This is a genomic window from Massilia sp. UYP32 (assembly GCF_050434365.1).
Taxonomy (GTDB): domain Bacteria; phylum Pseudomonadota; class Gammaproteobacteria; order Burkholderiales; family Burkholderiaceae_D; genus Telluria; species Telluria timonae.
Genome location: NZ_JBNDIK010000017.1, coordinates 51,490 through 74,504, shown reverse-complemented (window position 1 = coordinate 74,504; position 23,015 = coordinate 51,490). Strand labels below are relative to the sequence as shown.

The 23,015-nt window shown below is 69.5% G+C and carries 17 protein-coding genes; 9 read left to right on the top strand and 8 right to left on the bottom strand.

The features are described 5' to 3' along the window. Positions 1–59 precede the first annotated feature (59 nt). Positions 60–1,769: a response regulator gene (locus ABIB42_RS14920; RefSeq protein ID WP_429248582.1), complete on the top strand. Its 1,710-nt coding sequence runs from the start codon at positions 60–62 to the stop codon at positions 1,767–1,769. Positions 1,770–1,806: 37 nt separating this feature from the next. Here the strand turns inward: ABIB42_RS14920 and ABIB42_RS14915 are convergent, their stop codons facing one another. Then, complete coding sequence (locus tag ABIB42_RS14915; protein ID WP_312485798.1) at positions 1,807–2,460, bottom strand: sensor histidine kinase; 654 nt, start codon at positions 2,458–2,460, stop codon at positions 1,807–1,809. A gap of 33 nt (positions 2,461–2,493) precedes the next feature. Between ABIB42_RS14915 and ABIB42_RS14910 the strand changes: the two genes are divergently transcribed. Further along, a complete protein-coding gene (locus ABIB42_RS14910) occupies positions 2,494–3,174 on the top strand; it encodes an ATP-binding protein (protein ID WP_229520282.1) in 681 nt (226 codons plus the stop codon). A gap of 45 nt (positions 3,175–3,219) precedes the next feature. Here ABIB42_RS14910 and ABIB42_RS14905 read toward each other — a convergent pair whose 3' ends face one another. The 4 genes from ABIB42_RS14905 to ABIB42_RS14890 form a co-directional block, all read right to left on the bottom strand. Then, a complete protein-coding gene (locus tag ABIB42_RS14905) occupies positions 3,220–4,788 on the bottom strand; it encodes a DEAD/DEAH box helicase (RefSeq protein WP_184237079.1) in 1,569 nt (522 codons plus the stop codon). Positions 4,789–5,102: 314 nt separating this feature from the next. Further along, positions 5,103–5,861 (bottom strand): hypothetical protein, encoded by a 759-nt coding sequence (locus tag ABIB42_RS14900; RefSeq protein ID WP_071361454.1) that lies wholly within the window; start codon positions 5,859–5,861, stop codon positions 5,103–5,105. A 22-nt stretch (positions 5,862–5,883) separates the two neighbouring features. Then, entirely contained in the window at positions 5,884–6,504 is a 621-nt protein-coding gene (locus ABIB42_RS14895) for an LON peptidase substrate-binding domain-containing protein (protein WP_071363757.1), read from the bottom strand. Between the two features lie 64 nt (positions 6,505–6,568). Further along, entirely contained in the window at positions 6,569–7,021 is a 453-nt protein-coding gene (locus ABIB42_RS14890; RefSeq protein WP_219861221.1) for a hypothetical protein, read from the bottom strand. A 136-nt stretch (positions 7,022–7,157) separates the two neighbouring features. On the opposite strand from ABIB42_RS14890, the gene ABIB42_RS14885 reads away from it, so the two are divergent. Both ABIB42_RS14885 and ABIB42_RS14880 read left to right on the top strand, forming a co-directional pair. Further along, positions 7,158–9,503: a CHASE domain-containing protein gene (locus ABIB42_RS14885; RefSeq protein WP_429248581.1), complete on the top strand. Its 2,346-nt coding sequence runs from the start codon at positions 7,158–7,160 to the stop codon at positions 9,501–9,503. A gap of 58 nt (positions 9,504–9,561) precedes the next feature. Continuing rightward, a complete protein-coding gene (locus ABIB42_RS14880; RefSeq protein WP_005665449.1) occupies positions 9,562–10,857 on the top strand; it encodes a cytochrome P450 in 1,296 nt (431 codons plus the stop codon). Here the strand turns inward: ABIB42_RS14880 and ABIB42_RS14875 are convergent. Next, the gene (locus tag ABIB42_RS14875) at positions 10,836–12,119 is read right to left on the bottom strand and encodes a diguanylate cyclase domain-containing protein (RefSeq protein WP_429248600.1); all 1,284 of its coding nucleotides are present in this window, start codon (positions 12,117–12,119) and stop codon (positions 10,836–10,838) included. The genes ABIB42_RS14880 and ABIB42_RS14875 overlap by 22 nt on opposite strands. 914 nt (positions 12,120–13,033) lie before the next feature. Between ABIB42_RS14875 and ABIB42_RS14870 the strand changes: the two genes are divergently transcribed. From ABIB42_RS14870 to ABIB42_RS14860, 3 genes are read left to right on the top strand one after another with little or no spacing between them, the layout of a single operon-like run. Further along, positions 13,034–13,438: a YbaN family protein gene (locus ABIB42_RS14870; RefSeq protein WP_005665445.1), complete on the top strand. Its 405-nt coding sequence runs from the start codon at positions 13,034–13,036 to the stop codon at positions 13,436–13,438. A gap of 42 nt (positions 13,439–13,480) precedes the next feature. Continuing rightward, complete coding sequence (locus ABIB42_RS14865; RefSeq protein WP_005665442.1) at positions 13,481–13,942, top strand: Rrf2 family transcriptional regulator; 462 nt, start codon at positions 13,481–13,483, stop codon at positions 13,940–13,942. Continuing rightward, entirely contained in the window at positions 13,926–14,837 is a 912-nt protein-coding gene (locus tag ABIB42_RS14860) for an NAD(P)/FAD-dependent oxidoreductase (protein WP_184237065.1), read from the top strand. Before ABIB42_RS14865 ends, ABIB42_RS14860 begins: the two co-directional genes overlap by 17 nt. Positions 14,838–14,846: 9 nt before the next feature. On the opposite strand, the gene ABIB42_RS14855 is transcribed toward ABIB42_RS14860, so the two are convergent. Further along, positions 14,847–15,263: a hypothetical protein gene (locus ABIB42_RS14855; RefSeq protein ID WP_429248580.1), complete on the bottom strand. Its 417-nt coding sequence runs from the start codon at positions 15,261–15,263 to the stop codon at positions 14,847–14,849. Positions 15,264–15,411: 148 nt separating this feature from the next. Between ABIB42_RS14855 and ABIB42_RS14850 the strand changes: the two genes are divergently transcribed. Then, complete coding sequence (locus ABIB42_RS14850; protein WP_005665436.1) at positions 15,412–16,374, top strand: MBL fold metallo-hydrolase; 963 nt, start codon at positions 15,412–15,414, stop codon at positions 16,372–16,374. 78 nt (positions 16,375–16,452) lie between these two features. Further along, on the top strand, positions 16,453–18,633 hold the full coding sequence (locus ABIB42_RS14845; RefSeq protein ID WP_429248579.1) for a hybrid sensor histidine kinase/response regulator: 2,181 nt from the start codon (positions 16,453–16,455) through the stop codon (positions 18,631–18,633). 19 nt (positions 18,634–18,652) lie between these two features. On the opposite strand, the gene ABIB42_RS14840 is transcribed toward ABIB42_RS14845, so the two are convergent. Then, positions 18,653–22,795, bottom strand: a complete 4,143-nt coding sequence (locus ABIB42_RS14840) for a CheR family methyltransferase (RefSeq protein WP_429248578.1) — start codon at positions 22,793–22,795, stop codon at positions 18,653–18,655. Positions 22,796–23,015 lie beyond the last annotated feature (220 nt).

Genomic DNA, 23,015 nt, shown 5'->3' with positions numbered 1-23,015 from the left:
GCTAGAGTAGCTCCAAAGGGGGCGGCATGCCGCCGGCCCCGAACCGCCCAGGATGCCCCATGGTACTCGGACCGACGAAGGACGATTCACTCAAGAAAGATCTGGACGTCCAGGGCGGCGGCCAGAGTCGCGGCGTGCCGGCCGACGGCGACGTCGAGGGCAATTCCGTCCATCCGATGGGACCGCCCGAGGACAATCCCGGCATCCACCACTGGCAGTCCGGCTACATCGAGCGCGAGGGCTTGCAAGACCGCGGCAACATCTTCTTCGCCGCGGTCGAGATGACCCGCATGCCGATGCTGATCACCGATCCGCGCCAGGAAGACAATCCGATCGTGTTCGCCAACGGCGCCTTCGTCGACCTGACCGGCTATCCCATCGAGCAGATCCTGGGCCGCAACTGCCGTTTCCTGCAGGGGCCCGACACCGACCGCGCCACCGTGGCCGAGCTGCACCGCGCGGTCGAGGAACAGCGCGCGGTGGCGGTCGACATCGTGAACTACAAGGCCGACGGCACGCCGTTCTGGAACGCCCTGTTCTTCGGCCCCATCTTCGACCAGCAAGGCAAACTGCTCTACTTCTTCGCTTCGCAGATGGACATCACCGAGCGCCGCAACAACCAGGAATCCTGGCTGCAGGCGCAGAAGATGGAGGCCATCGGCCAGCTCTCGGCCGGCATGGCCCACGACTTCAACAACCTGCTGCAAGTCATCAACGGCAACCTCGAAGTCGCCCTGCTGGGCGCCGGCCCCCAGCACAAGGCGGCCGAACCGATCCGGCGCGCCCAGCGCGCCACGATGCAGGCCGGCAAGTTGACGCAGCAGCTACTGACCTTTGCGCGCAAGCAGCGGCTGGAGCCGAAGCGCCTGAGCCTGAACAGCCTGGTGATCGAGTTTTCCGACATGCTGGTGCGCACCCTGGGCGAGAAGATCGACTTGCGGCTCGACCTCAAGCCCGGCCTGCCGGCCTGCACGATCGACCCGACCTATCTCGAGATGGCGCTCCTGAACGTGGTGCTCAACGCGCGCGACGCGATGCCGGACGGCGGCGCCGTCACGGTCGGCACCGCCGTGCTGGGCGACGAGCGCTGCCGCCTGCTGGGCCTGCCGGCCGGCGACTATGTCTGTATCTGCGTGAACGACGAGGGCGAAGGCATGACGCCCGAGGTCAAGCGCCGCGCCACCGAGCCCTTCTTCACCACCAAGGGACCGGGCACCGGCCTGGGCCTGGCGATGGTGCATGGTTTCGTGCAGCAATCGCACGGCAAGCTCGACATCGAGAGCGAGCCGGGCCGCGGCACCCAGGTGCGCATGGTGTTCCGGGTCGCCGAGCAGGCGGCCAGCGACGACGCTTCACTCGCCGAACGGCGCGGCGGCACGCAAGATGAGCCGCAGCAGCGGCGCTGCCGCATCCTGGTGGTCGAGGACAACGACGACGTGCGCGAACTGGCCGAAAGCATGCTCGAAATGGCCGGCTACGACGTGCTGTCGGCCCCCAGCGGCGAGCGCGCGCTCGGCCTGCTGGAAAGCGGCGAGCAGGCCGACCTGCTGTTCACCGACGTGATCATGCCGGGCGGGATGAACGGGCTGGAGCTGATCGAGCGCGTGCACGCCAGGCGTCCCGGCCTGCCGGTGCTGGTCACCACCGGCTACATGGACGAACTGCCCGGCCGCGGCAAGCCCAGCGGCACGCTCGACGTGCTGTCCAAGCCGTACCAGCACCAGGACTTGCTGGACCGGGTCGGGGCCGCGCTCAAGCGGGCCGCCTGAGCATTCCGAGGATCGCGCCCGCCACGAGAAGCCGCCTTCAGGACGCTGGCCGCGCCGCGGATTCCAGCGTTGGCGCCCCGGCGAGCATGCGCGCATCGAGCGGGATGTCGATGACGAAGGTGGTGCCGCGTTCCACGTCGCTGTCCAGGCCCACGCTGCCGCCGTGGCTCTCGGCCACAGCGCGCACATAAGGCAAGCCGACTCCCCAGCCCTGCTTCTGTCCCTTCCTGGCCGCATCGGCGCGGCGGTACATCTGGAAGATGCACTCCTGTTCGGCAGGCGGGATGGGCGGTCCCTCGTTATGGACGGTCAACAGCAGGTGTCCGTGGACCTCCTGGATCTGGACGTCGATGGGCGAACCGGGGACGCCATACTTCACCGCATTCGACACCAGGTTTTCGGCGGCCCGCTTGAGCGCCGCGCGGTCCCAGCAGCCAACCACGCTGCCACCCTGCACATGCACGCGCGGCCCGTAGGCGGCAAGGGCGTCCGCCTGGACTTCCTTCATCACTTCGAGGATGTCCACGCTGTTCATGCTGAGCCGGATGTTCTCGCCGCTGTGGAATGCCATCGTGTCGAGCAGCTCGTCGACCATGCCGCTCATGCGCTGCAGATTCGTCAGCGCCTTGGCTGCGACGGTCTTGATCCTGGTCGGGTCATTGCTCAGCAGGATGAGTTCGAGACCTGTCATGGTGGCGCTCAGGGGGGGCCGCGCAGGTCGTGGGTGAGCGCCTGTCGCGCCTTGCGCCCGGCGCACATGCCGCTGCTCGCCGCCATGCTCTGCGCCCTTCCCGCCCTGGCCGAACCGGGCGCGGGCACAGCGTCTCCCTCGTCGTGGGCGCTGGGCGTCGGCGCCATCACCTTCGACAAGGCCTACGCCGGCATCGAGCGCGAGCACCTGCCGCTTCCCTTCGTCCCGTACGAGAACCGCTGGCTCTCGATCGCCGGCCCGCAGGTAGGCTTCAAGCTGCTCGAACTCGCCCCGGCGCCGGCGCACACGCTGAACCTCGACCTGGTGGTGCGCTACGACGGCAGCGGCGACGACGACATCGAGGACACGCCGGTCCTGGCCGGCGAGCGGAAAAGCGGCGCCTGGGCCGGTGCTAGAATCGAATGGAAGAGCAACCGGGCCGTCCTCGGCGCCGAAGCGCTGGGCGCGCCCGCCGGTTCGCTCGTGAGCGTGGAGATCGCCCGCGACAGCCTGTCGGTGCGCGACCATGGGCCGGGCGTCGAGGCTGCGCAGCTGGCGCTGCTGTTCGAACGCTTCTGGCGCGGACCGCACCGGCGCAACCTCGGGGCGGGATTGGGTCTGTCGATCTGCCAGGAGGTGGCGCGGGCGCATGGCTGGCGCCCCGCGGAACGGGTGGAACCGGGGCTGCGTTTCAGGCTCGCCGTCGCGCCATGAAAAAAGCCGGCATGGAGTGCATGCCGGCCTGGTTTGCTATCTCGATCAGGCTTGCGCCTTCGGTCCGCCGCCCAGCAGGAAAGCCAGCTTCTGCTTGGCCGGCTTGGCCGGCGCGTGCGGCGCCGCATCGACGTCCTTGCGCGGGCTGCTGGTCGGTTCGTAGGGCTTGAGGAACCACGGATCGATCTTCTCGCGGCGCGCGCCCGGACCGAGTCCGGAGCGCGGCGCACGCGCCGCGCCGCCGCTGCGCTCATCGCCGCGGCGGGCGCCGCGTTCGCCGTCGCGCGAAGCGTAGTCGCGGCCACCTTCGCGGCCACCTTCGCGACCCTCGCGGCCGAACTCGCGGCCGCGGCTGCCGGGGGCCACGAAGCCTTCCAGCGTGCCGCGCGTGATGGTCTGCTTGATCAGCTTCTCGATGTCGGCCAGCAGGCGCTCGTCCTTGTCCGAGTACACCGACAGCGCATCGCCCGAGGCGCCGGCGCGGCCGGTGCGGCCGATGCGGTGCACGTAGTCTTCGGCGTTGTACGGCAGGTCGTAGTTGATCACGGCCGGCAGGTCCGAGATGTCGAGGCCGCGCGCGGCGACGTCGGTCGCCACCAGCACTTCGACGCTGCCGTTCTTGAACGCGTCCAGCGCCGCCATGCGCTCCTGCTGGGTCTTGTCGCCGTGGATCGCCGACGCCTTGACGCCGCGCTTCTCGAGGTGGCTCGACAGGCGCGAGGCGCCGATCTTGGTGTTCGAGAAGATGATCACCTGCTTCATGTCGCGCGAGCGGATCAGGTGCTCGACCACGTCGCGCTTCTGTTCCTCATCGACCTTGTACACGATCTGCGTGACTTTCTCGGCGGTCGCGTTGCTGCGCGCGACTTCGATGGTCAGCGGGTTGTTCAGGAAGGTGTTGGCCAGCTTCTTGATCTCGGGCGAGAAGGTGGCCGAGAACATCAGGTTCTGGCGCTGCTTCGGCAGCAGGTTGATGATGCGCTGCAGGTCGGGCAGGAAGCCCATGTCGAGCATGCGGTCGGCTTCGTCCATCACCAGCATCTGCACCTGGCCCAGGCTGACGTTCTTCTGTTCGATGTGGTCGAGCAGGCGGCCCGGGGTGGCGATCACGATCTCGACGCCGCGGCGCAGGATCTCGGTCTGCGGCTTCATGTCCATGCCGCCGAACACCACGGTCGCGCGCAGCGGCGTGTGCCGGGCGTAGGCCTTGACGTTGTCGGCCACCTGCACCGCCAGTTCGCGGGTCGGCACCAGCACCAGGGCGCGCACCGGATGGCGCGCCGGCGACATGCTGGCGTTCGCGTGCGGCATCAGGAGCTGCAGGATCGGCAGCGAGAAGCTGGCGGTCTTGCCGGTGCCGGTCTGGGCCGCGCCCATCACGTCGCGGCCCTGCAGCACCACCGGAATCGCCTGGGCCTGGATCGGGGTCGGATGGACATAGCCCTGGTCCGAGAGCGCGCGCTGGATTTCCGGCGCCAGGCCGAAGTCGGCGAAGCGTACCGTGGGAGCCTCGGCGGCGGCCGGCGCCGCGGCCGGGGCGGCGGGCATGGGAGGCGTGGCACCAGCGGTGGCGACGTCGTTGTTGTTCGCGATGTTGCTCGGAGAATCAGACATATTATTTAGTTGCATTCATTCGTTCAGCTCTACGCTCGGGCATGTTCTCCCCGTCGCGGGTCGATGGACGCGCGGCGAAGGGCGGAACGGGAACCGGGCTCCGGCGCGCATGGCAGGCAGGGGACCGGGGATAAGCCGGCAAGCGGGACAGCCCGGCGGCAGGCCGGAATAACGGACGTAGAGACACTTTTAGCGGGTGACACGATACCCGAAATCGCCACCCATGTATATGCCGGCCTGTTTTTAAACAGTTTACCAAAAGAAAGCGACTCCCTGCCGCGCGGCGGCGCGGACGGGCTCTCCCGCGGGCCGCCTCACCGCGTCCAGCCGCGTTGCTGGGCCGCGCGTTCGGCCACCGGATCGAGCACGGTGCCGGCGATGCGCGCGTCGATCGCCTCGCGCACGACGGGCGGCGGCTGGCTGCCGTCGACCCAGGCGGCCCCGCCGCCATCCTGGGCCAGCACCGGGATGCTCCAGCGCCCGCTCTTCAGGCAGGCCAGGCCGGCGGTGGTGTCGACGACGAAGCTGCGGCAATAGCCGCCATCCCTGGCGACGAAGGTGACGCCGATGCGCACGCCGTTGTCGGACGGCCCGGGGCTGGCCAGCTGGCCGTCCAGCGCCGCCACCAGCGGCCCGCGCGCCACCAGGGCGCCATCGACGTGGTCGAGCGTGGCCAGGCCGGGCGCCTGCGCCAGGCTGTGCCAGCCGAAGGCGCCCAGGGCGGCGCCTGCCAGCAGCGCCGCGCCGACCGCCACCCAGTGGCGCTTGCACCAGTTACTGTAGGCGATCTGCGGCGGCGGCACCGTGCGGCCGGGGCGCAGGCTGTTGAGCTGCACCACCTTGGCGCCGCAGGGCGGCACGCTGCGCTGGGCGTGGCTGCCGTCGTGACCGTTGGCCGAGACGCCGACGCGCCCGTTGCGTGTATTGCCCTTGAGCTGCAGCTCGGCCCGGTGATGCGCGATGCGCGCCGCCAGCACCGGATCGGCGCGCATGGCCCGCTCGACCGCCGCGCGCGCCGGCTCGGCGAGTTCGCCGTTGATGTACCCGATGAGAAGATCGTCAGAAAATGTCATGCCGGGCCCCTGCGCTGCTTCCCTAAGAAGTGATCAAGCCATGTTCATCCAGCACGTCATGCAGCAATTCGAGCCGGATCACGGGGTTGTCGAGCATCAGCATATGATGCTTTTGCTGGTTCGGCAGCGGCAGCAGCTCGCACCAGCGGTTGGCCACCCAGCCGCAGTCGTCGAGCCGGAACGGCGGCTGCACCGGCCAGCGGTGCTGGGGGACGTCGTGCAGCGAATTCAGTACCCGGTCGAGCGCGTCGGAGGCGCCCTGCAGCTCGGACGGGATGTTCACGCTGCGATCGTCCTCGACCAGTTGCGCCTCGGCCATCCACAGGCCGTTGACGCGCTGCTCGGCGGTGACGACGGAAAAGCGCGCGCCGCCGCGGCACAGCACCTGCAGCAGGCCGGGCGTGTCGGTGGTGGTCTCGGTGACCGAGGCGATGGTGCCGGCGGCCACGAAACGCTCCAGCTCGGCATCGGGCCGGCGCACCTCGTGCCCATGCGTCAGCAGCACCACGCCGAACGGGGTGCCTTCGAGGATGCAGCGGCTGATCATGTCGAGATAGCGCACCTCGAACACCTGCAGCGGCAACACCCCGTCCGGAAACAGCACCGTACTGAGCGGGAACAGTGGCATGGAAATCGTCGACATGGCTTCCATGATGACAGAATCGGCGCCATCGCGGGTGTACGATTGCGGTCGGCCGATGACCGGTTTATTCGTCCGGTGACCTCAGCGGCAGGTAGCGCACCCACTGGCGCACGTCGTCCAGGCGCCAGCGAAGGCGGCCCCAGCCGGGGCCGGGCGCGTCCACCACCCTCACCCGCACCACCTTGCCGGCGACCGGCGGACAGGCATACGTATACAGGCCGGCCTCGCCGAACGGCAGGCGCAGCTCGCGCCCCGCGCCGATCTTGAGCGGACCGAACACCACCGGCACCCTGCCGTCGTTGCGCAGCAGCAGCACGTCGCGCACGCCGCGCGTCAGCCGGATCTCCGCCGGCAGCGCCAGTTCTCCCCCGACCGTGGACGGGAAGGCCAGCAGCAGTTCATGGCTGCCGCCCCGCAACGGCGCCACCATGCCCAGCAGCAGGGCCAGGCCGCACAGGCCGGCCAGCGCAGTCAAGGGCCAATGGCGTTTCAGCAGCGATGCGAGTGCGGAACTCATCCCGCCTTTGCACTCTTGCAAGGAAAGTGTTTCAGATTAGAATGTTTCATTTAGCAGAGCATCACGTGTGCCAGATTGACAAACTTCATTGACAAAGGCGCAAAGTCGCGTGCGCCCCGTCAATCCAAGGATGCGTATGCTACGTAGTCCGGTCTCTCCGATCAACCCCGCCGCTCCGGCTGTCACGCACAAGGACATGCAGCAGACCGCCAACCACACTCCAGCCCCGCCCCCGGCGCCCCATGCCGGCCATGCGCCAGTCCTGATGGCGCTGCTGGTGTTCGTGCTGACGCTGCTGGTCACCTTCGGCGCCTGGTCCAGCGCCCAGCGCAGCGCCGAGGCCCAGCTGCACGAAGCCTTCGATTACCGCACGCGCGACATGGGCTATGCCATCGGACGCCGCCTGCTGGTCTACGAGCAGGTGCTGCGCGGCGCGCGCGGCTACCTGCGCGGCTCGGTCGACCTGAGCCGGGCCGAGTTCGCCGAGTATTACGAGGTGCTGCGCCTGGACCAGTCCTTCCCCGGCCTGGAGGCGCTGGCGATCGCCAGCGCGATCCCGCCCGGCGCCCTCGCCGCCCACGAAGCCCGGGTGCGCGCCGAGGGCTTTCCCGACTACCGCGTCCATCCGGCCGGCGACGGCCAGCCGCGCACGGCCATCTCGCACATCCAGCCGTTCAACGCGCGCAACCTGCGCGCCTTCGGCTTCGACATGTACAGCGAGCCGGTGCGGCGCACGGCGATGGCGGTGGCGCGCGACAGCGGCCAGGCCGCGCTCAGCGGCAAGGTGGTGCTGGTGCAGGAAGGCGGCGCCAGCCGCGATGCCGGCTTCCTGATGTACCTGCCGGTGTACCGCAGCGGGCGCGACGTCGACACCGTCGAGGAACGCCGCGCGGCGCTGGTGGGCTGGATCTATTCGCCGTTTCGCATGAAGGACCTGATGCGCGGCGTGGGCGGCATCGCCGCGCCCCAGCTCGACGTCGAGATCTACGATGGCGACCACATGGCCCCGGACGCGTTGCTGTACCGCTCCCCCGGCGCCGGCCACGCCGGGCCGCCGCGCTTTTCCACCGCCACCCGCATGGCGATGGCCGGCCGCACCTGGACCGTGCGGATGGCGTCCAGCGCCAACCTCGAGGCCACGCTCGACCACGAGCGCCCGCAGATGGTGGCCGCCACCGGGGTCGTGCTGGGCGCGCTGGTGAGCATGGTGGTGTGGTTGCTGGCCGGCTCGCGCCGCCGCGCGCTGCAGCTGGCGCAGGCCATGACGCTCGAGCTGCGCGAATCGCACGGCCGCATTGCGGCCGACCAGCGCCGTTTCAAGACGATCCTCGAGACCGCCTACGACGGCTTCGTCGCCGTCGACCGCCAGGGCCGCATCACCGACTGGAATGCGCAGGCCACGCGCATCTTCGGCCTCGACGCCGCGCAAGCGATCGGCAGCCCGGCCGAGCAGCTGTTGCCGGAAGAACGGCGCGCCGCCTTCCGCGCCACCTTCGACGCCTTCATCCGCGGCGGCGCCGGCCCCATGGCCGGCCAGCCCACCGAGACCGAGGCGCTGCACGCCAGCGGCCGGCGCGTGCCGGTGGAGCTGGCGGTGGCCCTGCTGCCCCCTGGCGACGGCGCGGGCGCGACCGTGTTCGTGCGCGACATCACGCCGCGCCGCGAAGCCGAGGCGCGCGAGCTGCAGCGCCAGCAGAGGCTCGATGAAGCGCGCCAGGCCCTGGCCCGGGCCCAGAAGCTGGAAGCGGTCGGCAAGCTCACCGGCGGCGTGGCGCACGACTTCAACAACATCCTGCACATCATCAGCGCCAACGTGCAGCTGATGCTGCGCGCCGAAGGTCCGCCCAGCCGCAAGCGCCTGCACAACGTGCTCGACGCGGTGGAGCGCGGCTCGAAGCTGGCCGGCCAGCTGCTCGCCTTCGCCCGCCGCCAGCCGCTGCATCCGAGCGTGGTCGACGTCGCCCAGCTGCTCGAGCGCAGCGACAGCCTGCTGCAGCGCGCCGCCGGCGACGGCATCGTGCTCGAACGCACCACCGAGCCAGATCTATGGCCGACCCTGGTCGACCCGAACCAGCTCGAACACGTGCTGCTCAACCTGGTGATCAATGCGCGCGACGCGATGGACGGCAGCGGGCGCATCGCGCTGCGGCTGGCCAACCTGACGGTCGACGCCGGCGCCAGCCCGCTCGAAGGCGAGCCGGCGCCCGGCGACTACATCGTGATCTCCATCGCCGACGAGGGCCACGGCATGCCGCCCGAGGTGATGGAACACGCCTTCGAACCCTTCTTCACCACCAAGCCCGAGGGCAAGGGCACGGGGCTCGGGCTGTCGATGGCGCACGGCTTCGTGCGCCAGAGCGGCGGCCAGATCCGGCTCGAGAGCGCGCCTGGCGCCGGCACCACGGTGACCATCTACCTGCCGCGCCATGTCGCGCCGGTGCTGCCGGCGCTGGCGGAGCCGGACGTGGGGGCGCATCCCTAGCGCCGCAGTCGGACGCAGGCTGTTAGATTCGCAAGTCCGACGCTTCCGGAGGACTTCCGTGACCATCACGCACGACCAACCCGTTTCCGTGCACCGCGCGGTGCCCGGCACCGGCGGCATCGACAACGCGCTGGCCCTGCTGGCCGAAGGCTACCGCTTTATCGGGCGCCGCTGCGAGCGGCTCGGCAGCGACATCTTCACCACCCGCATCATGCTGCGCCAAGCGGTCTGCATGCGCGGCCCCGAGGCCGCGCGCCTGTTCTACACGCCCGACCGCTTCACGCGCAAGCGCGCCATCCCGCCCACGGTCCTGATGCTGCTGCAGGACTTCGGCAGCGCCGAAACCCTCGACGCCCAGGCGCACCGGCGCCGCAAGGCCTTGATGATGTCGCTGCTCACGCCCGACTACCAGGCGCGCATGGTGGCCTGTTTCGAAGACGCCTTGCGCGCACGCCTGGCCGCCTGGCCGGGCCGGCACAGCGTCGTGCTGCTGCGCGAGGCCGAGGCCGCGCTGGCCGACGCCGCCTGCCGCTGGGCCGGCGTGCCGCTCGCCGCCGGCGAACTGGAACGACGCACCGAAGAACTGGCGGCCATGGTCGATGCCGCCGGCAGCTTCGGGCCGAAGAACCTGCGCGCGCAGCTGCTGCGCCAGCGCTGCGAGCGCTGGGCGCGCGCGCTGGTCGAGGCGGTGCGCGCCGCTCGGCTGCCGGCCGATCCGGCCAGCGCGCTGGCCGTGATCTCCCGTCACCGCGACCACGAAGACCGGCTGCTGGACGTCAAGGTCGCCGCGGTCGAGCTGATCAACCTGCTGCGGCCGATCGTGGCGGTGGCGCGCTTCATCGTCTTCGGCGCGCTGGCGATGCACCAGTTTCCCGAGTGGCGCGCGCGCCTGGCCGGCGCCGACGACGCGCTGCTGACGATGTTCGCGCAAGAGGTGCGCCGCTACTATCCGTTCTTTCCGGCGGTGGGCGGGCGCGCGACCGGCGACTTCGACTGGAAAGGGCTGCGCTTCGCGAAGGGCGACTGGGTGCTGTTCGACCTGTACGGCACCAACCACCATCCCGACCTGTGGCCGGCGCCGCAGCGCTTCGATCCGGAGCGCTTTGCCGGCTGGCGCGACGATGGCCACAGCCTGGTGGCGCAAGGCGCGGGCGACTACCTGAACGGCCACCGCTGCCCGGGCGAACCGGCCACGGTGGAACTGGTGAAAGCGGCGCTGCGCCTGCTGGCCGGCGAAGCGCGCTACCGCGTGCCGCGCCAGCAGCTGCAGGTCAGCCTGTCGCGCATGCCGAGCCAGCCGGCCAGCGGGATGGTGCTGGAAACGGACCGGGTTCAGCCGACCCGCGTGCGGTAACTGCCCGAAATGCGGTTGCGCCCATGCGCCTTGGCGTCGTACATCGCCAGGTCGGCGCTATGCAGCAGCGCTTCGGCGGCGGCCGCCGCATCGCCTTCGCCATCGCCGGCGCCGCAATCGGGGTACAGCGCGTAACCCAGGCTGCCCGAGATGCGCAGGATGCGCTCACCGTCCTCGAATGGCTGCTCCAGCCGCGCCAGGATGGTGGCGGCCACCCGCTCGGCGTCCTGGGGCTGCTGGCAGCGCGGCAGCAGCACCGCGAACTCGTCGCCGCCGACCCGCGCCAGCGTGTCCGATTCGCGCAGCGCCGCGCGCAGGCGCTGCGCCACCATGCGCAGCAGGCGGTCGCCCACCGCGTGGCCATGGGTGTCGTTGACCGGCTTGAAGTTGTCCAGGTCAAAATAGACCAGGCCGACCTTGTGGCCCTCGCGGTTCGCGGTGAGGATGGCCTGGCGCATGCGGTCGTGCAGCAGCACGCGGTTGGGCAGGCCGGTGAGCGCATCCTCGTGCGCCATGCGCCGCATGCGCTGCTCTTCCCGCTTGCGCGCGTCGATGTTGGAGAAGGTGCCCACCATGCGCAGCGGCTCGCCGCGCTCGCCCCTTTCGGTGACGGCGCCGCGCGCCTCGATCCAGCGCCAGCCGCCGTCGCGCGTGCGCAGCCGGTGTTCCATCGTGTAATCGGCGGTGATGCCGTCGACGTGGGCGCGCAGGCCGGCGCGCACCTGTTCCAGCTCGTCCGGATGCACCAGCTCCGCCAGGCCCTTCTCGCCGAACCACGACACTGTCGGATGCTCGCTGTCGAGGATGCGCTGCGCGCTCGGCGACAGGGTCGCGATGCCGGTGGCGATATCGCAGTCCCACACGCCATCGCCGGCCGCGTTCAGGGCCAGCTTCCAGCGCGCCTCGGCCGCGGCCAGGGCCTTGAGCGCGCGCCGGCGGCGGTCGGCCGCGCCGATCGCCGCCCAGCCCAGCGTGGCCAGCACCAGCGACACCACCAGGCCGGCGCTGCGCATCACCTCGCGCTGCTGGGCGAAGCGCGCCTCGGCATCCGGCACCGCCTGGCCCACCGTGACCACCAGGCCGTATTCGGGCAGTTTGTGCCAGGCATAGAAGCGCTCGATGCCGTCCAGGCGGCTCGCCTTGCGGAAGGCGCCACTGATGCCCACATCGCGCGTCTGCGGCGCGTCGGGGATCGCCACGCCCATGTGGCGGTTGCCGTCCGCGCGCGAGCTGCGCGCGATCACGGTGGCGTCCAGCCGCATCAGGCTGACGGCGGCATCCGGGCCGAGGTCGATGCTGTCGTAGAAGCGCAGGAAGTATTCGGGCCGGATCGCCACCGCGATCACGCCGGCCAGGCGGCCGTCCGCGGCGCGGATCAGGCGCGTAAACTGCACCACCCACTGCTGCGAGAGACGGCTGCGTTCGGGGCGGCCGACGTAGAGCCGGTCGCCGCCGCGCTCGCGGTGGACGGCGAACTGGCGCAGGTCGCCCAGCGCCAGGCCCTGCGGCGCCGTGGCGCCGCCGACGGCGGCGTCGGTGTACAGCAGGCGCCCCTGGGCGTCGGTGACGGTGATGTGCATTGGCACCCGCAGGTGGCGCGCATGCTCGGCCGCGCTGCGCGCGAAGTTGGCGGGATCGCGCTGCCAGGTGCCGCGCAGCTGGACCAGCGACAGGTCGACCAGGGCGACGGTGGCCTTGACTTCCTCGGAGAAGGCGCGCGACAGGTTCCGCACATTGGCCTGGGCGCCGCTCTCGGCCAGGGAGGCGAAGCGCGCCTGCTCCACCGCCACCCCACCCCACCCCACCCCATACGAGCGCCAGCATCAGCGTCAGGTAGAGCGCGAACTGGCGCAGCACGCGCCGGTGGAAGTAGCCGCCGAACCGGGCCACGATGGGATTGGACGATGTGGGATAAGGCATCAAGACGATGGCCGGCGCGAGCCAGGCGGCAATCGGACAGCAGGCGGAAAAGGAGTCGGGCGTAGAACGATTCCTGCCACTGCCGAACAGACGCGTCCGTCGTCGAGCCGGACATTATACCGAGTCGGACGCCAAAAGTTGCAGAACGGAACTTAAAAGTTCCAGTCCGATATTCTCGGCTGCTTCCTTTTTGCATAACCGGATCGATAACAGGGATGATCGCTCCTCTTGCCGCGCCGGATGCTAGAGTGACGGTATGAAACTGTTCTATAACGTGGCCGGGGTACTGGCCGTCCTGCTGGGCATCCTCGGCATCTTCCTGCCGCTGCTGCCGACCACGCCCTTCCTGCTGCTGGCCTCGGCCTGTTTCGCGCGCGGGTCCGAACGCCTGCACCGCTGGCTGCTGGCCCATCCCGTGTTCGGAAAATACCTTGCCAACTTCGAGGCCGGACACGGCATTCCGCTGAAGGGCAAGATCGTCGCCACCGTCATGCTGTGGGGCTCGATGGCATGGTCGACGCGCCATTTCGACAGTGTCGCCATCCTGATCTCGATGGTCGTGATCGGCGCCTGCGTGAGCACCTATATGTGGTGGTATCTGCCGACGCTCAAGCTGCCGCCGAAGACTGGGCCGGTCGAGGAATCCCAACCGGAGCGTTAGAAAATTTCATGCTGCCGCCGATTTTGTAATATTATTAGTTACATAAAACGCGACAGCAAACTCTCTTCCGTCCTCCACGTGCTGCTGCACCTGGCCCATAGCGAGCGCCCGATGACCTCGGAGCAGATGGCCGGCATGCTCGGCACCAATCCGGTGCTGGTGCGGCGCGTGCTGGCCGGGCTGCGCGAGCGCGGCTACATCAGCTCGGAGCGTGGCCACGGCGGCGGCTGGACCGTCACCTGCGACCTGGCCACGGTCACCCTGCGCGACGTCTACGACGCGGTCGGCGCCCCCACCGTGTTCGCGATGGGCAACCGCAACGAGCACAGCGCATGCCTGGTCGAACAGGTGGTCAACGCCTCGCTCGCGGACGCCTTCCAGGAAGCCGAGGCGCTGCTGGTGCAGCGCCTGGGACAAGTGACGCTGGCCGACCTGTCGCGCGATTTCAACCTGCGCTACGACAACCATCCTCATCGACAGGCCGAACATGAACATCACGAATGACTACGACGCCATCGTCATCGGCGGCAGCTATGCCGGCCTGTCGGCCGCATTGCAGCTGGCGCGGGCGCGCCGCAAGGTGCTGGTGGTCGACGCCGGGCAGCGCCGCAACCGCTTCGCCAGCGACTCGCACGGCTTCCTGACCCGCGACGGCCAGCCGGCGGCAGACATCGCGCGCGAGGGCCGCGCCAACGTCGCCGCCTATCCCAACGTGGCCTGGCATGACGGGCTGGCGCAGGGCGCGCGCCCTGACGCCGGCGGCTTCATCGTCGACCTCGATGGCGCAGACAGCGTGCGCGGCCAGCGCCTGGTGCTGGCCACCGGCGTGCGCGACGAGCTGCCGCCGATCGAGGGCCTGGCTGAACGCTGGGGCAAGAGCGTGTTCCACTGCCCCTACTGCCACGGTTACGAACTGGACGAGGGCCGCATCGGCGTGCTGGCCAGCGGCCCGCTGTCGGTGCACCAGGCGCAGATGCTGCCGCACTGGGGCCAGGTGACGCTGTTCACCAATGGCGTGTGCCCGCTCGACGAGGCGCAACGGGCCGACCTGCAGGCACGCGGCGTGCAGGTGGACGAGACGCCGGTTGCGCGGCTTGCCGGCGACGCCACCGTGGTGCTGGCCGATGGCAGGCGGGAAGCGATGGCCGGCCTGTTCACCTTCGGCCGCCTGCACATGGCCAGCCCGATCGCCGCGCAACTCGGTTGCGCCTTCGACGAAGGACCGCTGGGCCCTTACATCCGCACCGACGAAGGACGCCAGACCACGGTGCCGGGCGTGTTCGCCGGCGGCGACGCCATGCGCGCCGCCAGCTCGGTTGCGCTCGCCGTTGCCGATGGCGCGATGGCCGGCGTCGGCGCCCACCGTTCGCTGCTGTTCGGCCTCGCGCCGCAGCACTAGCGGCAGGCGCTAGCAGGCGTCGACGTAGCGGCCGCGCGCGTCGGCCGGATAGCTGACCACGATGCGCTCGGTGTCTTCGTCGGCCTCGTAACGCACCCAGACCAGGCCGTCGCGCGATTCGAAGCGCTCGGGCGCGGTCGCCATCAGCGGGATCTGATGCCAGCGGCCGAAGTCGGCCACCACCTGCTGGTCGCTGGCGGCAATCCCGAGCTTCTGGCCGTTGGACAGCCGGTAGACGCCGTCGATCGACTCGATCACTTCGGCGCTGGGCATCACCCGCTGCGGCGGCGGCCCGGTGCGCGAACAGCTGATGCCGGCCACCGGCACCTGCATCTCTTGCAGCGCCGGTGCGGCAACGGCGGAAGATGGTCCCAGCAATGCCACAACGCCAGCCGCGAACGCGGCGGCAACGAAACTCGTGCGCATATCGTTCTCCTCGGTCGAAAGCGGGCATGGCCGCGCCATCGGCGGCGTTCCCGTCCCATATGACACCGGCCCGCCCCCCGAGTTCTGGCTGCGCGCCGGCCAGGGCCGTGTTGCCGGATAATGAAACGCCTTAACGCGAGAATCACCCATGGAACTCATTTTCCTCGGCACGTCGTCCGGCACGCCGACCCGGCAACGCAATATGTCCGGCCTCGCGCTGCGCCTGCGCGGCGCGCGTTCGTGGGTGCTGGTCGACTGCGCCGAAGGGACCCAGCACCGCATCCTGCGCACCCCGCTATCGGTGATGAGCCTGCGCGCCGTGTTCATCACCCATATGCACGGCGACCACTGCTATGGCCTGCCCGGCCTGCTGGCCAGCGCCGGCCTGCTGGGCCGCAGCGAGCCTTTGACCATCGTCGGCCCGCCGCCGCTGCGCACCATGATCGAGTGCATCATGCAGGCCAGCGAATTGAGCCTGCCCTTTCCACTCGCCTGGCTCACGCCCGACGACCTGGCGCATGGGCCGCTGTTGCCCGACCTTGCCGTCGACGCCACCGCGCTGTCGCACCGTATCCCGTCCTGGGCCTACGGCTTCACCGAGGCCGCGATCGAGCGCCGGCTCGATACCGAGAAGCTGCGGGCCGACGCGGTGCCCTCGTCGGCGCTGTGGGGCGAGATCCAGCAGGGCCGCGACGTGGTCCTGCCGGACGGCCGCGCCATCACCGCCGCCGATTACCTGCTGCCGCCGCGGCGCGCGCGCCGCATCGTGGTCGCGGGCGACAACGACAGCCCGGAACTGCTGGCCGCCGGCGCGCAGGGCGCCGACGTGCTGGTGCATGAGGCAACCTATACCGAGGAAGTGCTGCAGAAGATCGGTCCCGGCCCGCAGCACAGCTCGGCCATGCGGGTCGCGCATTTCGCCCAAGGCGCCGGCGTGCGCAACCTGGTGCTGACCCATTTCAGCCCGCGCTACCAGGAAGGCGGCCCGCTGCCGCTGGCGCTGCTCGAAGAGGAGGCGCGCGCCCGGTACGGCGGCCACCTGCTGCTGGCGCGCGACCTCGATCATTACGTGCTGGACCGCACCGGCGAACTGCGGCAGGCCGTCATATAACTACCGTCCCGGCGCTGGCGCCCCACCCGATCGTCATCTGCACCGCTGCGTCCTCAACATTGGCATAATCATATGGCCATGAAAATCCGTGCCTATATCCTGATCATGACCGGCGCCATCGTGCTGCCGATCGCCATCTTCGCCGCCGTGGCGCTGGAAACGCTGCTGCGTTCCGAGCGCGACGCCGCCCTGAGCACGATGAAGGAAGCCGCCGACGCCACGGCGCTGCTGGTGGACAATGAGCTGAGCAGCGCCGAAGCCGCGCTGCGCGTGCTGGCGCAGTCGCCGCACCTGGCCAGCGGCGACATGGAGAACTTCTATCGCCACGCGCGCACGGCCGACCGCGGCGACGGCGGACGCACCATCCTGTTCCTGGCCAGCGGCCAGCAGGTGATCAACACCGTGGCGCCGCTCGGCGCCACGCTGCCGCCGCCGCCCGACTACGTGCGCACCCGCACCCGCGACGTCATCGAGAGCGGCCGCACCGTGGTCTCGGGCCTGATCAAGGGGGCGGTGCAGCAGATCCCCGTCACCACCATCAACGTCCCGGTGCCGATCGATGGCGGCCGCCGCTACGTGCTCGGTTCGGTGTTCTCGCCGGATTACTTTTCCAGGGTGATCGACCGGCGCGCGATGCCGGCCAGCTGGAAACTCTCGGTGGTCGACCGCGCAGGCTATTTCATCGCGCGCTCGAGCGAGCCGGCGCGGCTGGGCCATGCCGCCAACCCGCTCCTGATGCGCGCCGCCGCGGGCCGCCAGCAAGGCATGGTGCGCTTCGACACCCGCGCCGGCGTGGATGCCTACCACGCCTTCACCCGTTCGCCGATGTCGGGCTGGATCGTCACCGTCAGCGTGCCGGCCGCCGAGATCGACGGCGTGGCCCGGCGCGCGGTGATGCTGGTGGCGATCGGCATGCTGGCCGCGCTGCTGGTGGCGGCCGGCGCCGCCGCGCTGTTCGGGCGCCGCCTGGTGAACGCGACCCATGGCGCGGCCGCCAGCGCGACCGCGCTCGGCCATGGCGGCCTGCCGCCGCGGCCGCGCACCGGCATCGCCGAATTCGACCACCTGCAGCGCTGCATCGGCGAAGCCGGCCGCAAGCTGGCCGCGGCCGAGGGCGAACGCAGCGCCCTCCTGCAGCGCGAACAGGAGGCGCGCGCGCTGGCCGAAGAGCAGGTGCGCATCCGCGACGACTTCCTCGCCATGCTGAGCCACGAGCTGCGCAATCCTCTGAGCGGCATCGTCGGCGCGGTCCAGCTGCTGCGCATGGACAGCCCCCGGCCCGAGCTCAAGAGCCAGGCCCAGGACATCCTGATGCGCCAGAGCCGCCACCTGACCCGCATCGTCGACGACCTGCTCGACCTGGCGCGTCTGGCGCGCGGCAAGATCAAGCTCGACATGGGGCCGGTCGAGCTGTCGGCGGTGGTCGAGTCGACCGTGGCCGCGCTGCGCATGGCCGGCCGCGTCCAGCACACGCTGACCACCAACCTGGAGCCGGCCTGGGTGCGCGCCGACCGCACCCGCATCGAACAGGTGGTCACGAACCTGGTCACCAATGCGCTCAAGTACACGCCGCCGGGCGGCGCGATCGAGATCGCGCTCGAAGCGCATGCCGGCAAGGGCCAGGCGGTGCTGACGGTGCTTGACGACGGCGTGGGCATCGCGCCCGACCTGATGCCGCGCCTGTTCGATATCTTCGTGCAGGGCAAGGTCTCGCTCGACCGCTCCCAGGGCGGACTCGGGATCGGGCTGTCGCTGGTGCGCAGCCTGGTCACGCTGCACGGCGGATCGATCGATGCCGCGAGCGCGGGGACCGGCCAGGGCAGCGTCTTCACCCTGCGCCTGCCGCTGCTGGAACACGCGCTGGTCGACACGCCGGCCGCGGCAGCCCCGGCGCGGACGGCGCCGGCCACCGTGCTGCTGGTCGAGGACAACGAGGATGCGCGCCGCATGCTGGCGGCGCACCTGGAGGCATCGGGGTACAGCGTGCTGGAAGCGGACAACGGCATCGACGGCCTGGCGCTGGCCCATGAAGCCCGGCCCGGGCTGGCGATCCTGGACATCGGCCTGCCCGGCCTGGACGGCTACCAGCTGGCGGCGCGCCTGCGCGCCGACGCCGCCACGCGGCCGATGCGCCTGATCGCCCTGACCGGCTACGGCCAGGCGAGCGACCGCGAACGCGCGCTGGAGGCGGGCTTCGACGCCCACCTGGTCAAGCCGGTCAAGTTCGACGAACTGGCCAGGGAGCTGGCCGGCGCTTGAACCCGCGGCCCGCTATCGGTCATGCCTTGCGCGGCAGCAGGTCGCGCACCACCGCGTTCAGGCGCTCGACCGACACCGGCTTGCCGAGATGGGCCGAGAAGCCCGCCGCGCGCGCGCGCGCGATGTCGGCGTCGCGCCGCATGCCGGTGATGGCGATCGCCGGCAGGCTTGCGCACTTCGGCAGCGCGCGCACCATGCCCAGGAATTCGTAGCCGTCGATCTCCGGCATCGAGATGTCCGAGATCAGGAGGTCGACGTCTTCCTGTTCGAGGATCGCCAGGCCGCCTTTGGCGCTGGAGGCCTCGAACACGATGGCGCCGCTCATCTCGAGCAGCGACTTGAACACCATCAGCATGTCTTCCATGTCGTCGACCACCAGGATGCGCAGCCCGGCCAGGTCGTCCGATGCCGCCTCGCCGCCGCCGCACGGCGCCGCCTTGTTTTCGAACAGCGGCAGCCAGACCGAGAAGCGCGCGCCCTTGCCCACGCCTTCCGAAGCGACGTCGACCCGGCCGCCGTGCAGGGCCACGATCTCGCGCACCAGCGCCAGGCCGATGCCCAGGCCGCCCTTGGAGCGCGTGGTCACCGACATGCTCTGGCCGTACATGTCGAACACGTGCGGCAGGAAGGACGGGGCGATGCCCTGGCCGCTGTCGATCACGTCGATGCGCAGCGCTTCTTCCTCGCGCTCCAGGTGGACTTCGATGCATCCGCCGCCGGGAGTGAACTTGATCGCATTGCTGAGCAGGTTCATCACCACCTGCTCGATGCGCACCACGTCGGCCAGCACCGGCATGCCGTCGGCGCCGCCGGTGAGCTCGATGCGCAGGCCCTTGGCCGCCGGATCGTTGCGCGCGGCGTCGACCACGCCCTGCAGCAGCGTGTCGAGCACCACCGGCGCCATGGTCAGCGACAGCTTGCCGGTGCGCACGCGCGACATGTCCATCAGGTCGTCGATGATCTTGGCCTGGCTCATGACCGAACTGCGGATGATCGTGGCTGCGCGCATGAAGTTGGGCGACTGGCGCAACTCTGGCATGCGCGAGAGCAGTTCGACGTTAATGTGAATCATATTGAGCGGATGGCGCAGCTCGTGCGACATCACGGCCAGGAACTCGTCCTTCAGCGCCGCCGCGCTTTCGGCGTCGGAACGCACCGTCTGCTCGTGGGACAGCGCCTGCTCGCGTTCCTTGCCCTGGCGCTCGCGCGCGGTCTCGTCGCGCGCGATCTTGGCGTAGCCATAGAATTCGCTGTTGCGCAGCGGCGTGGTGACGCCGCTGCAGTAGAAGCGGCTGCCGTCCTTGCGCAGGTGCCAGCGTTCGTCCTCGGCGCGGCCGTCCTCGCGCGCGCGGCGCAGTTCATCCTCGGGCACGCCGGCGGCGATATCTTCGGGCACGAACAGGCGGTCCAGATTCTGGCCCTGCATTTCGTCCGCCGTGTAGCCGAACAACGTCTCGGCGCCCTTGTTCCAGCTGGTGACGCGGCCCTCCTCGTCCATCGTGATGATGGCGTAGTCCTTGGCGCTTTCGGCCACCATGCGCATGCGCGCCTCGCTGGCGCGCGCCTGTTCCTCGGCATGGCGGCGCGCCGTGATGTCGAAGAAGGTCATCACCGCGCCTTCGATGCGGTCTTCGTTGGTGCGATAGGGCAGCAGGCGCACGATGTAACAGCGGCCGTCGTTGCTGCGCACTTCGCGCTCGACCAGGCGCAGCGTGTCGAAGGTGGCGCTGACGTCCCCGGCCAGCTGGTCGTAGTCGAGCTTATGGGTCAGGTCGAGCAGCGAGCGGCCGACGTCGGTCGCGATGATCGAGAACAGGTCGACGGCGCGCGGCGTGAAGCGCTTGATGCGCAGGCCACTGTCGACAAAGATGGTGGCGATGTCGGTCGAGGCGATCAGGTTGTTCAGGTCGTCGTTGGCCTTGCCGGTTTCCTCGACCTTGACCTTGAGCTCGAAATTGACCGTCACCAGCTCTTCGTTCACCGATTGCAGCTCTTCCTTGCTGGTTTCGAGTTCCTCAGCGGCCGAGCGCAGCTCTTCGTTGATGGCCTGCAGCTCTTCGTTCGAGGCGCGCAGCTCTTCGGTGGAGATCTCGGAATACTCGATCGTCTCCTGCAACTGCTCGCGCTTGCGCTGCAGCTCGGCCTCGAGCTGGGACAGGACCACGTCGTGGCTGCCGTCCGGACGCGGCGGCTGCGCGCCGTCCGGCCCTTCCTCGACCCGGTTGAACAGCACCAGCAGGTAGTCGGTTTCGGACTCCTCGTCGCGGAAGGCGCGCACCGTGGCCGCCACCGCGCCCTGCGCCTCGCCGCCGGCCAGTTCGATCGGCCGGCATTCGACGCTGCCGCCGTTCTGCGCCACCTGGTACATGGCCGAGCGCAGCTCCAGGCGCAGTTCGGGCAGCACCAGCGTCAGCAGGTTGCGCGACGGTTCGCCGCCGCCCATGCGCAGGTACTGGCCGGCCTGCTCCGACACATAGACCAGGTTGCCCTCGCGGTCGACCACGACCGACGGCGGGGCGAACTGGGCCAGCGCGCGCTGGTGCATCTCGGCATAGGTGCTGGCGCGCCTGCCGGGCAGCTTGGGCCGGCTGACTTCCGGCAGGCGCACCCCGTACAGGGCCGAGGACGGATTCTGGTAATGCAGCTGGCGCCCGGTGGTGCGCGCGCGGTAGATGCGATTCTTCTTGTCGACCGGGATGAAATAGTCGGCCACCGACTCGGCCGACTCGGACGAACCGAGGAACAGGTAGCCGCCGGGCTTGAGCGCGAAATGGAAGGTCTGCAGCACCCGCATCTGCACGTCGCGGTTCAGGTAGATCAGCAGGTTGCGGCAGCTGACCAGGTCGAGCCGCGAGAACGGCGGGTCGCGCAGCAGGTTGTGCGAGGCGAACAGGATGCGGTCGCGCAGCGACTTGCGGATGCGGTAGCGGCTGTCCTCGCGCTTGAAATACTGGCGCAGGCGGCTGGGCGCGACGTCGGTGATGATCGAGCCCGGATAGGTGCCGGCGCGCGCGGCGTCGATCGCATGGTCGTCGATGTCCGAGGCGAACACCTGGAACGCCGGCGGCGTTTCCATCAGCGCGGCCTGGTCGGCCATCAGCATCGCCAGCGAATACGCCTCTTCGCCGCTGGCGCAGGCCGCGACCCAGGCGCGCACCTCGTCGCCGGCGGCGCGGTCCTTGAACAGCTCGGGCATGATGTCGCGCTCGAGCGAATCGAAGGCTTCGCGGTCGCGGAAAAAGTTGGTCACGCCGATCAGCATGTCGTCGAGCAGCGCCTTGTTCTCGCCGACGTCGCCGCGCAGCAGGTCGCGGTAGTCGGGCAAGGTGCGCATCTGGCGCACCTGCATGCGCCGCTCGATGCGGCGCAGCACGGTGGCGCGCTTGTAATGGCGGAAATCGTGGCCGGTGCGGGTCAGCAGCGAGGCGATGATCTCCTGCAGCGCCTCTTCGGTGCCGGCTTCCAGCTCGGCCGGCGTGGCGGCATGCTCGATCGGCGCTTCGAGGTTGCCCGGCGGCGGCAGTTCGATGCGCTTGGCGTTGTCCCACAGGTCGACCAGCTTCTGCGGCATCTCGACCACGGGCATGACGAAGTCGACCGCACCGGTACCGATCGCGGCCACCGGCATGCCGTCGTGTTCCGCGTCGTCCGGCAATTGCACGATGGTGACGCCGCCCTGCTCCTTGACCCGCGACAGGCCCACGGCGCCGTCGGAGCCGGTGCCGGACAGCACGATCGCGACCGAGCGCTCGCGGTGCACCTGGGCCAGGGTGCGGAAGAACAGGTCGATCGCCACGTGCTGGCCGCGCGGACGCTGCAGTTCCTCGACGATCAGGAGGCCGTCCATCATCGTCAGGTGCACGTTGGGCGCGATCACGTAGACGTGGCCGGGTTCGATCTGGACCCGCGAGGTCACCTGCACCACCGGCATGCGGGTGGCGCGCTGGAGGATCGATGCGGCCGAGCTCGGATGCCTGGGCGACAGGTGCAGGATGACGACGAACGCCATCTCGTGGGCCGACGGCATGTTCTCGAACAGGCGCTGCAGGGCGGGCAGGCCGCCGGCCGAGGCGCCTATCCCGACCACCGGGAAATGGAGGTTGCTGGGAACGATGCCCGGCTCGGTGGGCAGGACACTGGTGGCGACGGCGGGATCGGACATCTCGAGGCTCAACGATGTAGTTGTGTGGGAGTCTAGTCGATCCGCCATGTCTTTTGGACGAAATGTAAGAAAAAAACTTAATTTCCACGCAACCAAATTCGCACGATTGTGCTTGTCGGCGTTGCCATGCACGCAGGATTCGCCGCAGCCAGCCTTTCATTCTTCGCGCCAAGCCATTCACCATGCATGCTGATCGATTCGGCATGCCCGGGCGGCGCTC

Excerpts from the sequence above, each read along its gene's own strand:
- ABIB42_RS14875 (WP_429248600.1), bottom strand. The coding sequence starts at position 12,119 with ATGCGGCTGGACGCCACCGTGATCGCGCGCAGCTCGCGCGCGGACGGC.
- ABIB42_RS14885 (WP_429248581.1), top strand. The coding sequence starts at position 7,158 with ATGCTACGTAGTCCGGTCTCTCCGATCAACCCCGCCGCTCCGGCTGTC.
- ABIB42_RS14870 (WP_005665445.1), top strand. The coding sequence starts at position 13,034 with ATGAAACTGTTCTATAACGTGGCCGGGGTACTGGCCGTCCTGCTGGGC.
- ABIB42_RS14915 (WP_312485798.1), bottom strand. The coding sequence starts at position 2,460 with ATGACAGGTCTCGAACTCATCCTGCTGAGCAATGACCCGACCAGGATC.
- ABIB42_RS14855 (WP_429248580.1), bottom strand. The coding sequence starts at position 15,263 with ATGCGCACGAGTTTCGTTGCCGCCGCGTTCGCGGCTGGCGTTGTGGCA.
- ABIB42_RS14890 (WP_219861221.1), bottom strand. The coding sequence starts at position 7,021 with ATGAGTTCCGCACTCGCATCGCTGCTGAAACGCCATTGGCCCTTGACT.
- ABIB42_RS14845 (WP_429248579.1), top strand. The coding sequence starts at position 16,453 with ATGAAAATCCGTGCCTATATCCTGATCATGACCGGCGCCATCGTGCTG.
- ABIB42_RS14900 (WP_071361454.1), bottom strand. The coding sequence starts at position 5,861 with ATGACATTTTCTGACGATCTTCTCATCGGGTACATCAACGGCGAACTC.
- ABIB42_RS14840 (WP_429248578.1), bottom strand. The coding sequence starts at position 22,795 with ATGTCCGATCCCGCCGTCGCCACCAGTGTCCTGCCCACCGAGCCGGGC.
- ABIB42_RS14860 (WP_184237065.1), top strand. The coding sequence starts at position 13,926 with ATGAACATCACGAATGACTACGACGCCATCGTCATCGGCGGCAGCTAT.
- ABIB42_RS14920 (WP_429248582.1), top strand. The coding sequence starts at position 60 with ATGGTACTCGGACCGACGAAGGACGATTCACTCAAGAAAGATCTGGAC.
- ABIB42_RS14850 (WP_005665436.1), top strand. The coding sequence starts at position 15,412 with ATGGAACTCATTTTCCTCGGCACGTCGTCCGGCACGCCGACCCGGCAA.
- ABIB42_RS14905 (WP_184237079.1), bottom strand. The coding sequence starts at position 4,788 with ATGTCTGATTCTCCGAGCAACATCGCGAACAACAACGACGTCGCCACC.
- ABIB42_RS14895 (WP_071363757.1), bottom strand. The coding sequence starts at position 6,504 with ATGTCGACGATTTCCATGCCACTGTTCCCGCTCAGTACGGTGCTGTTT.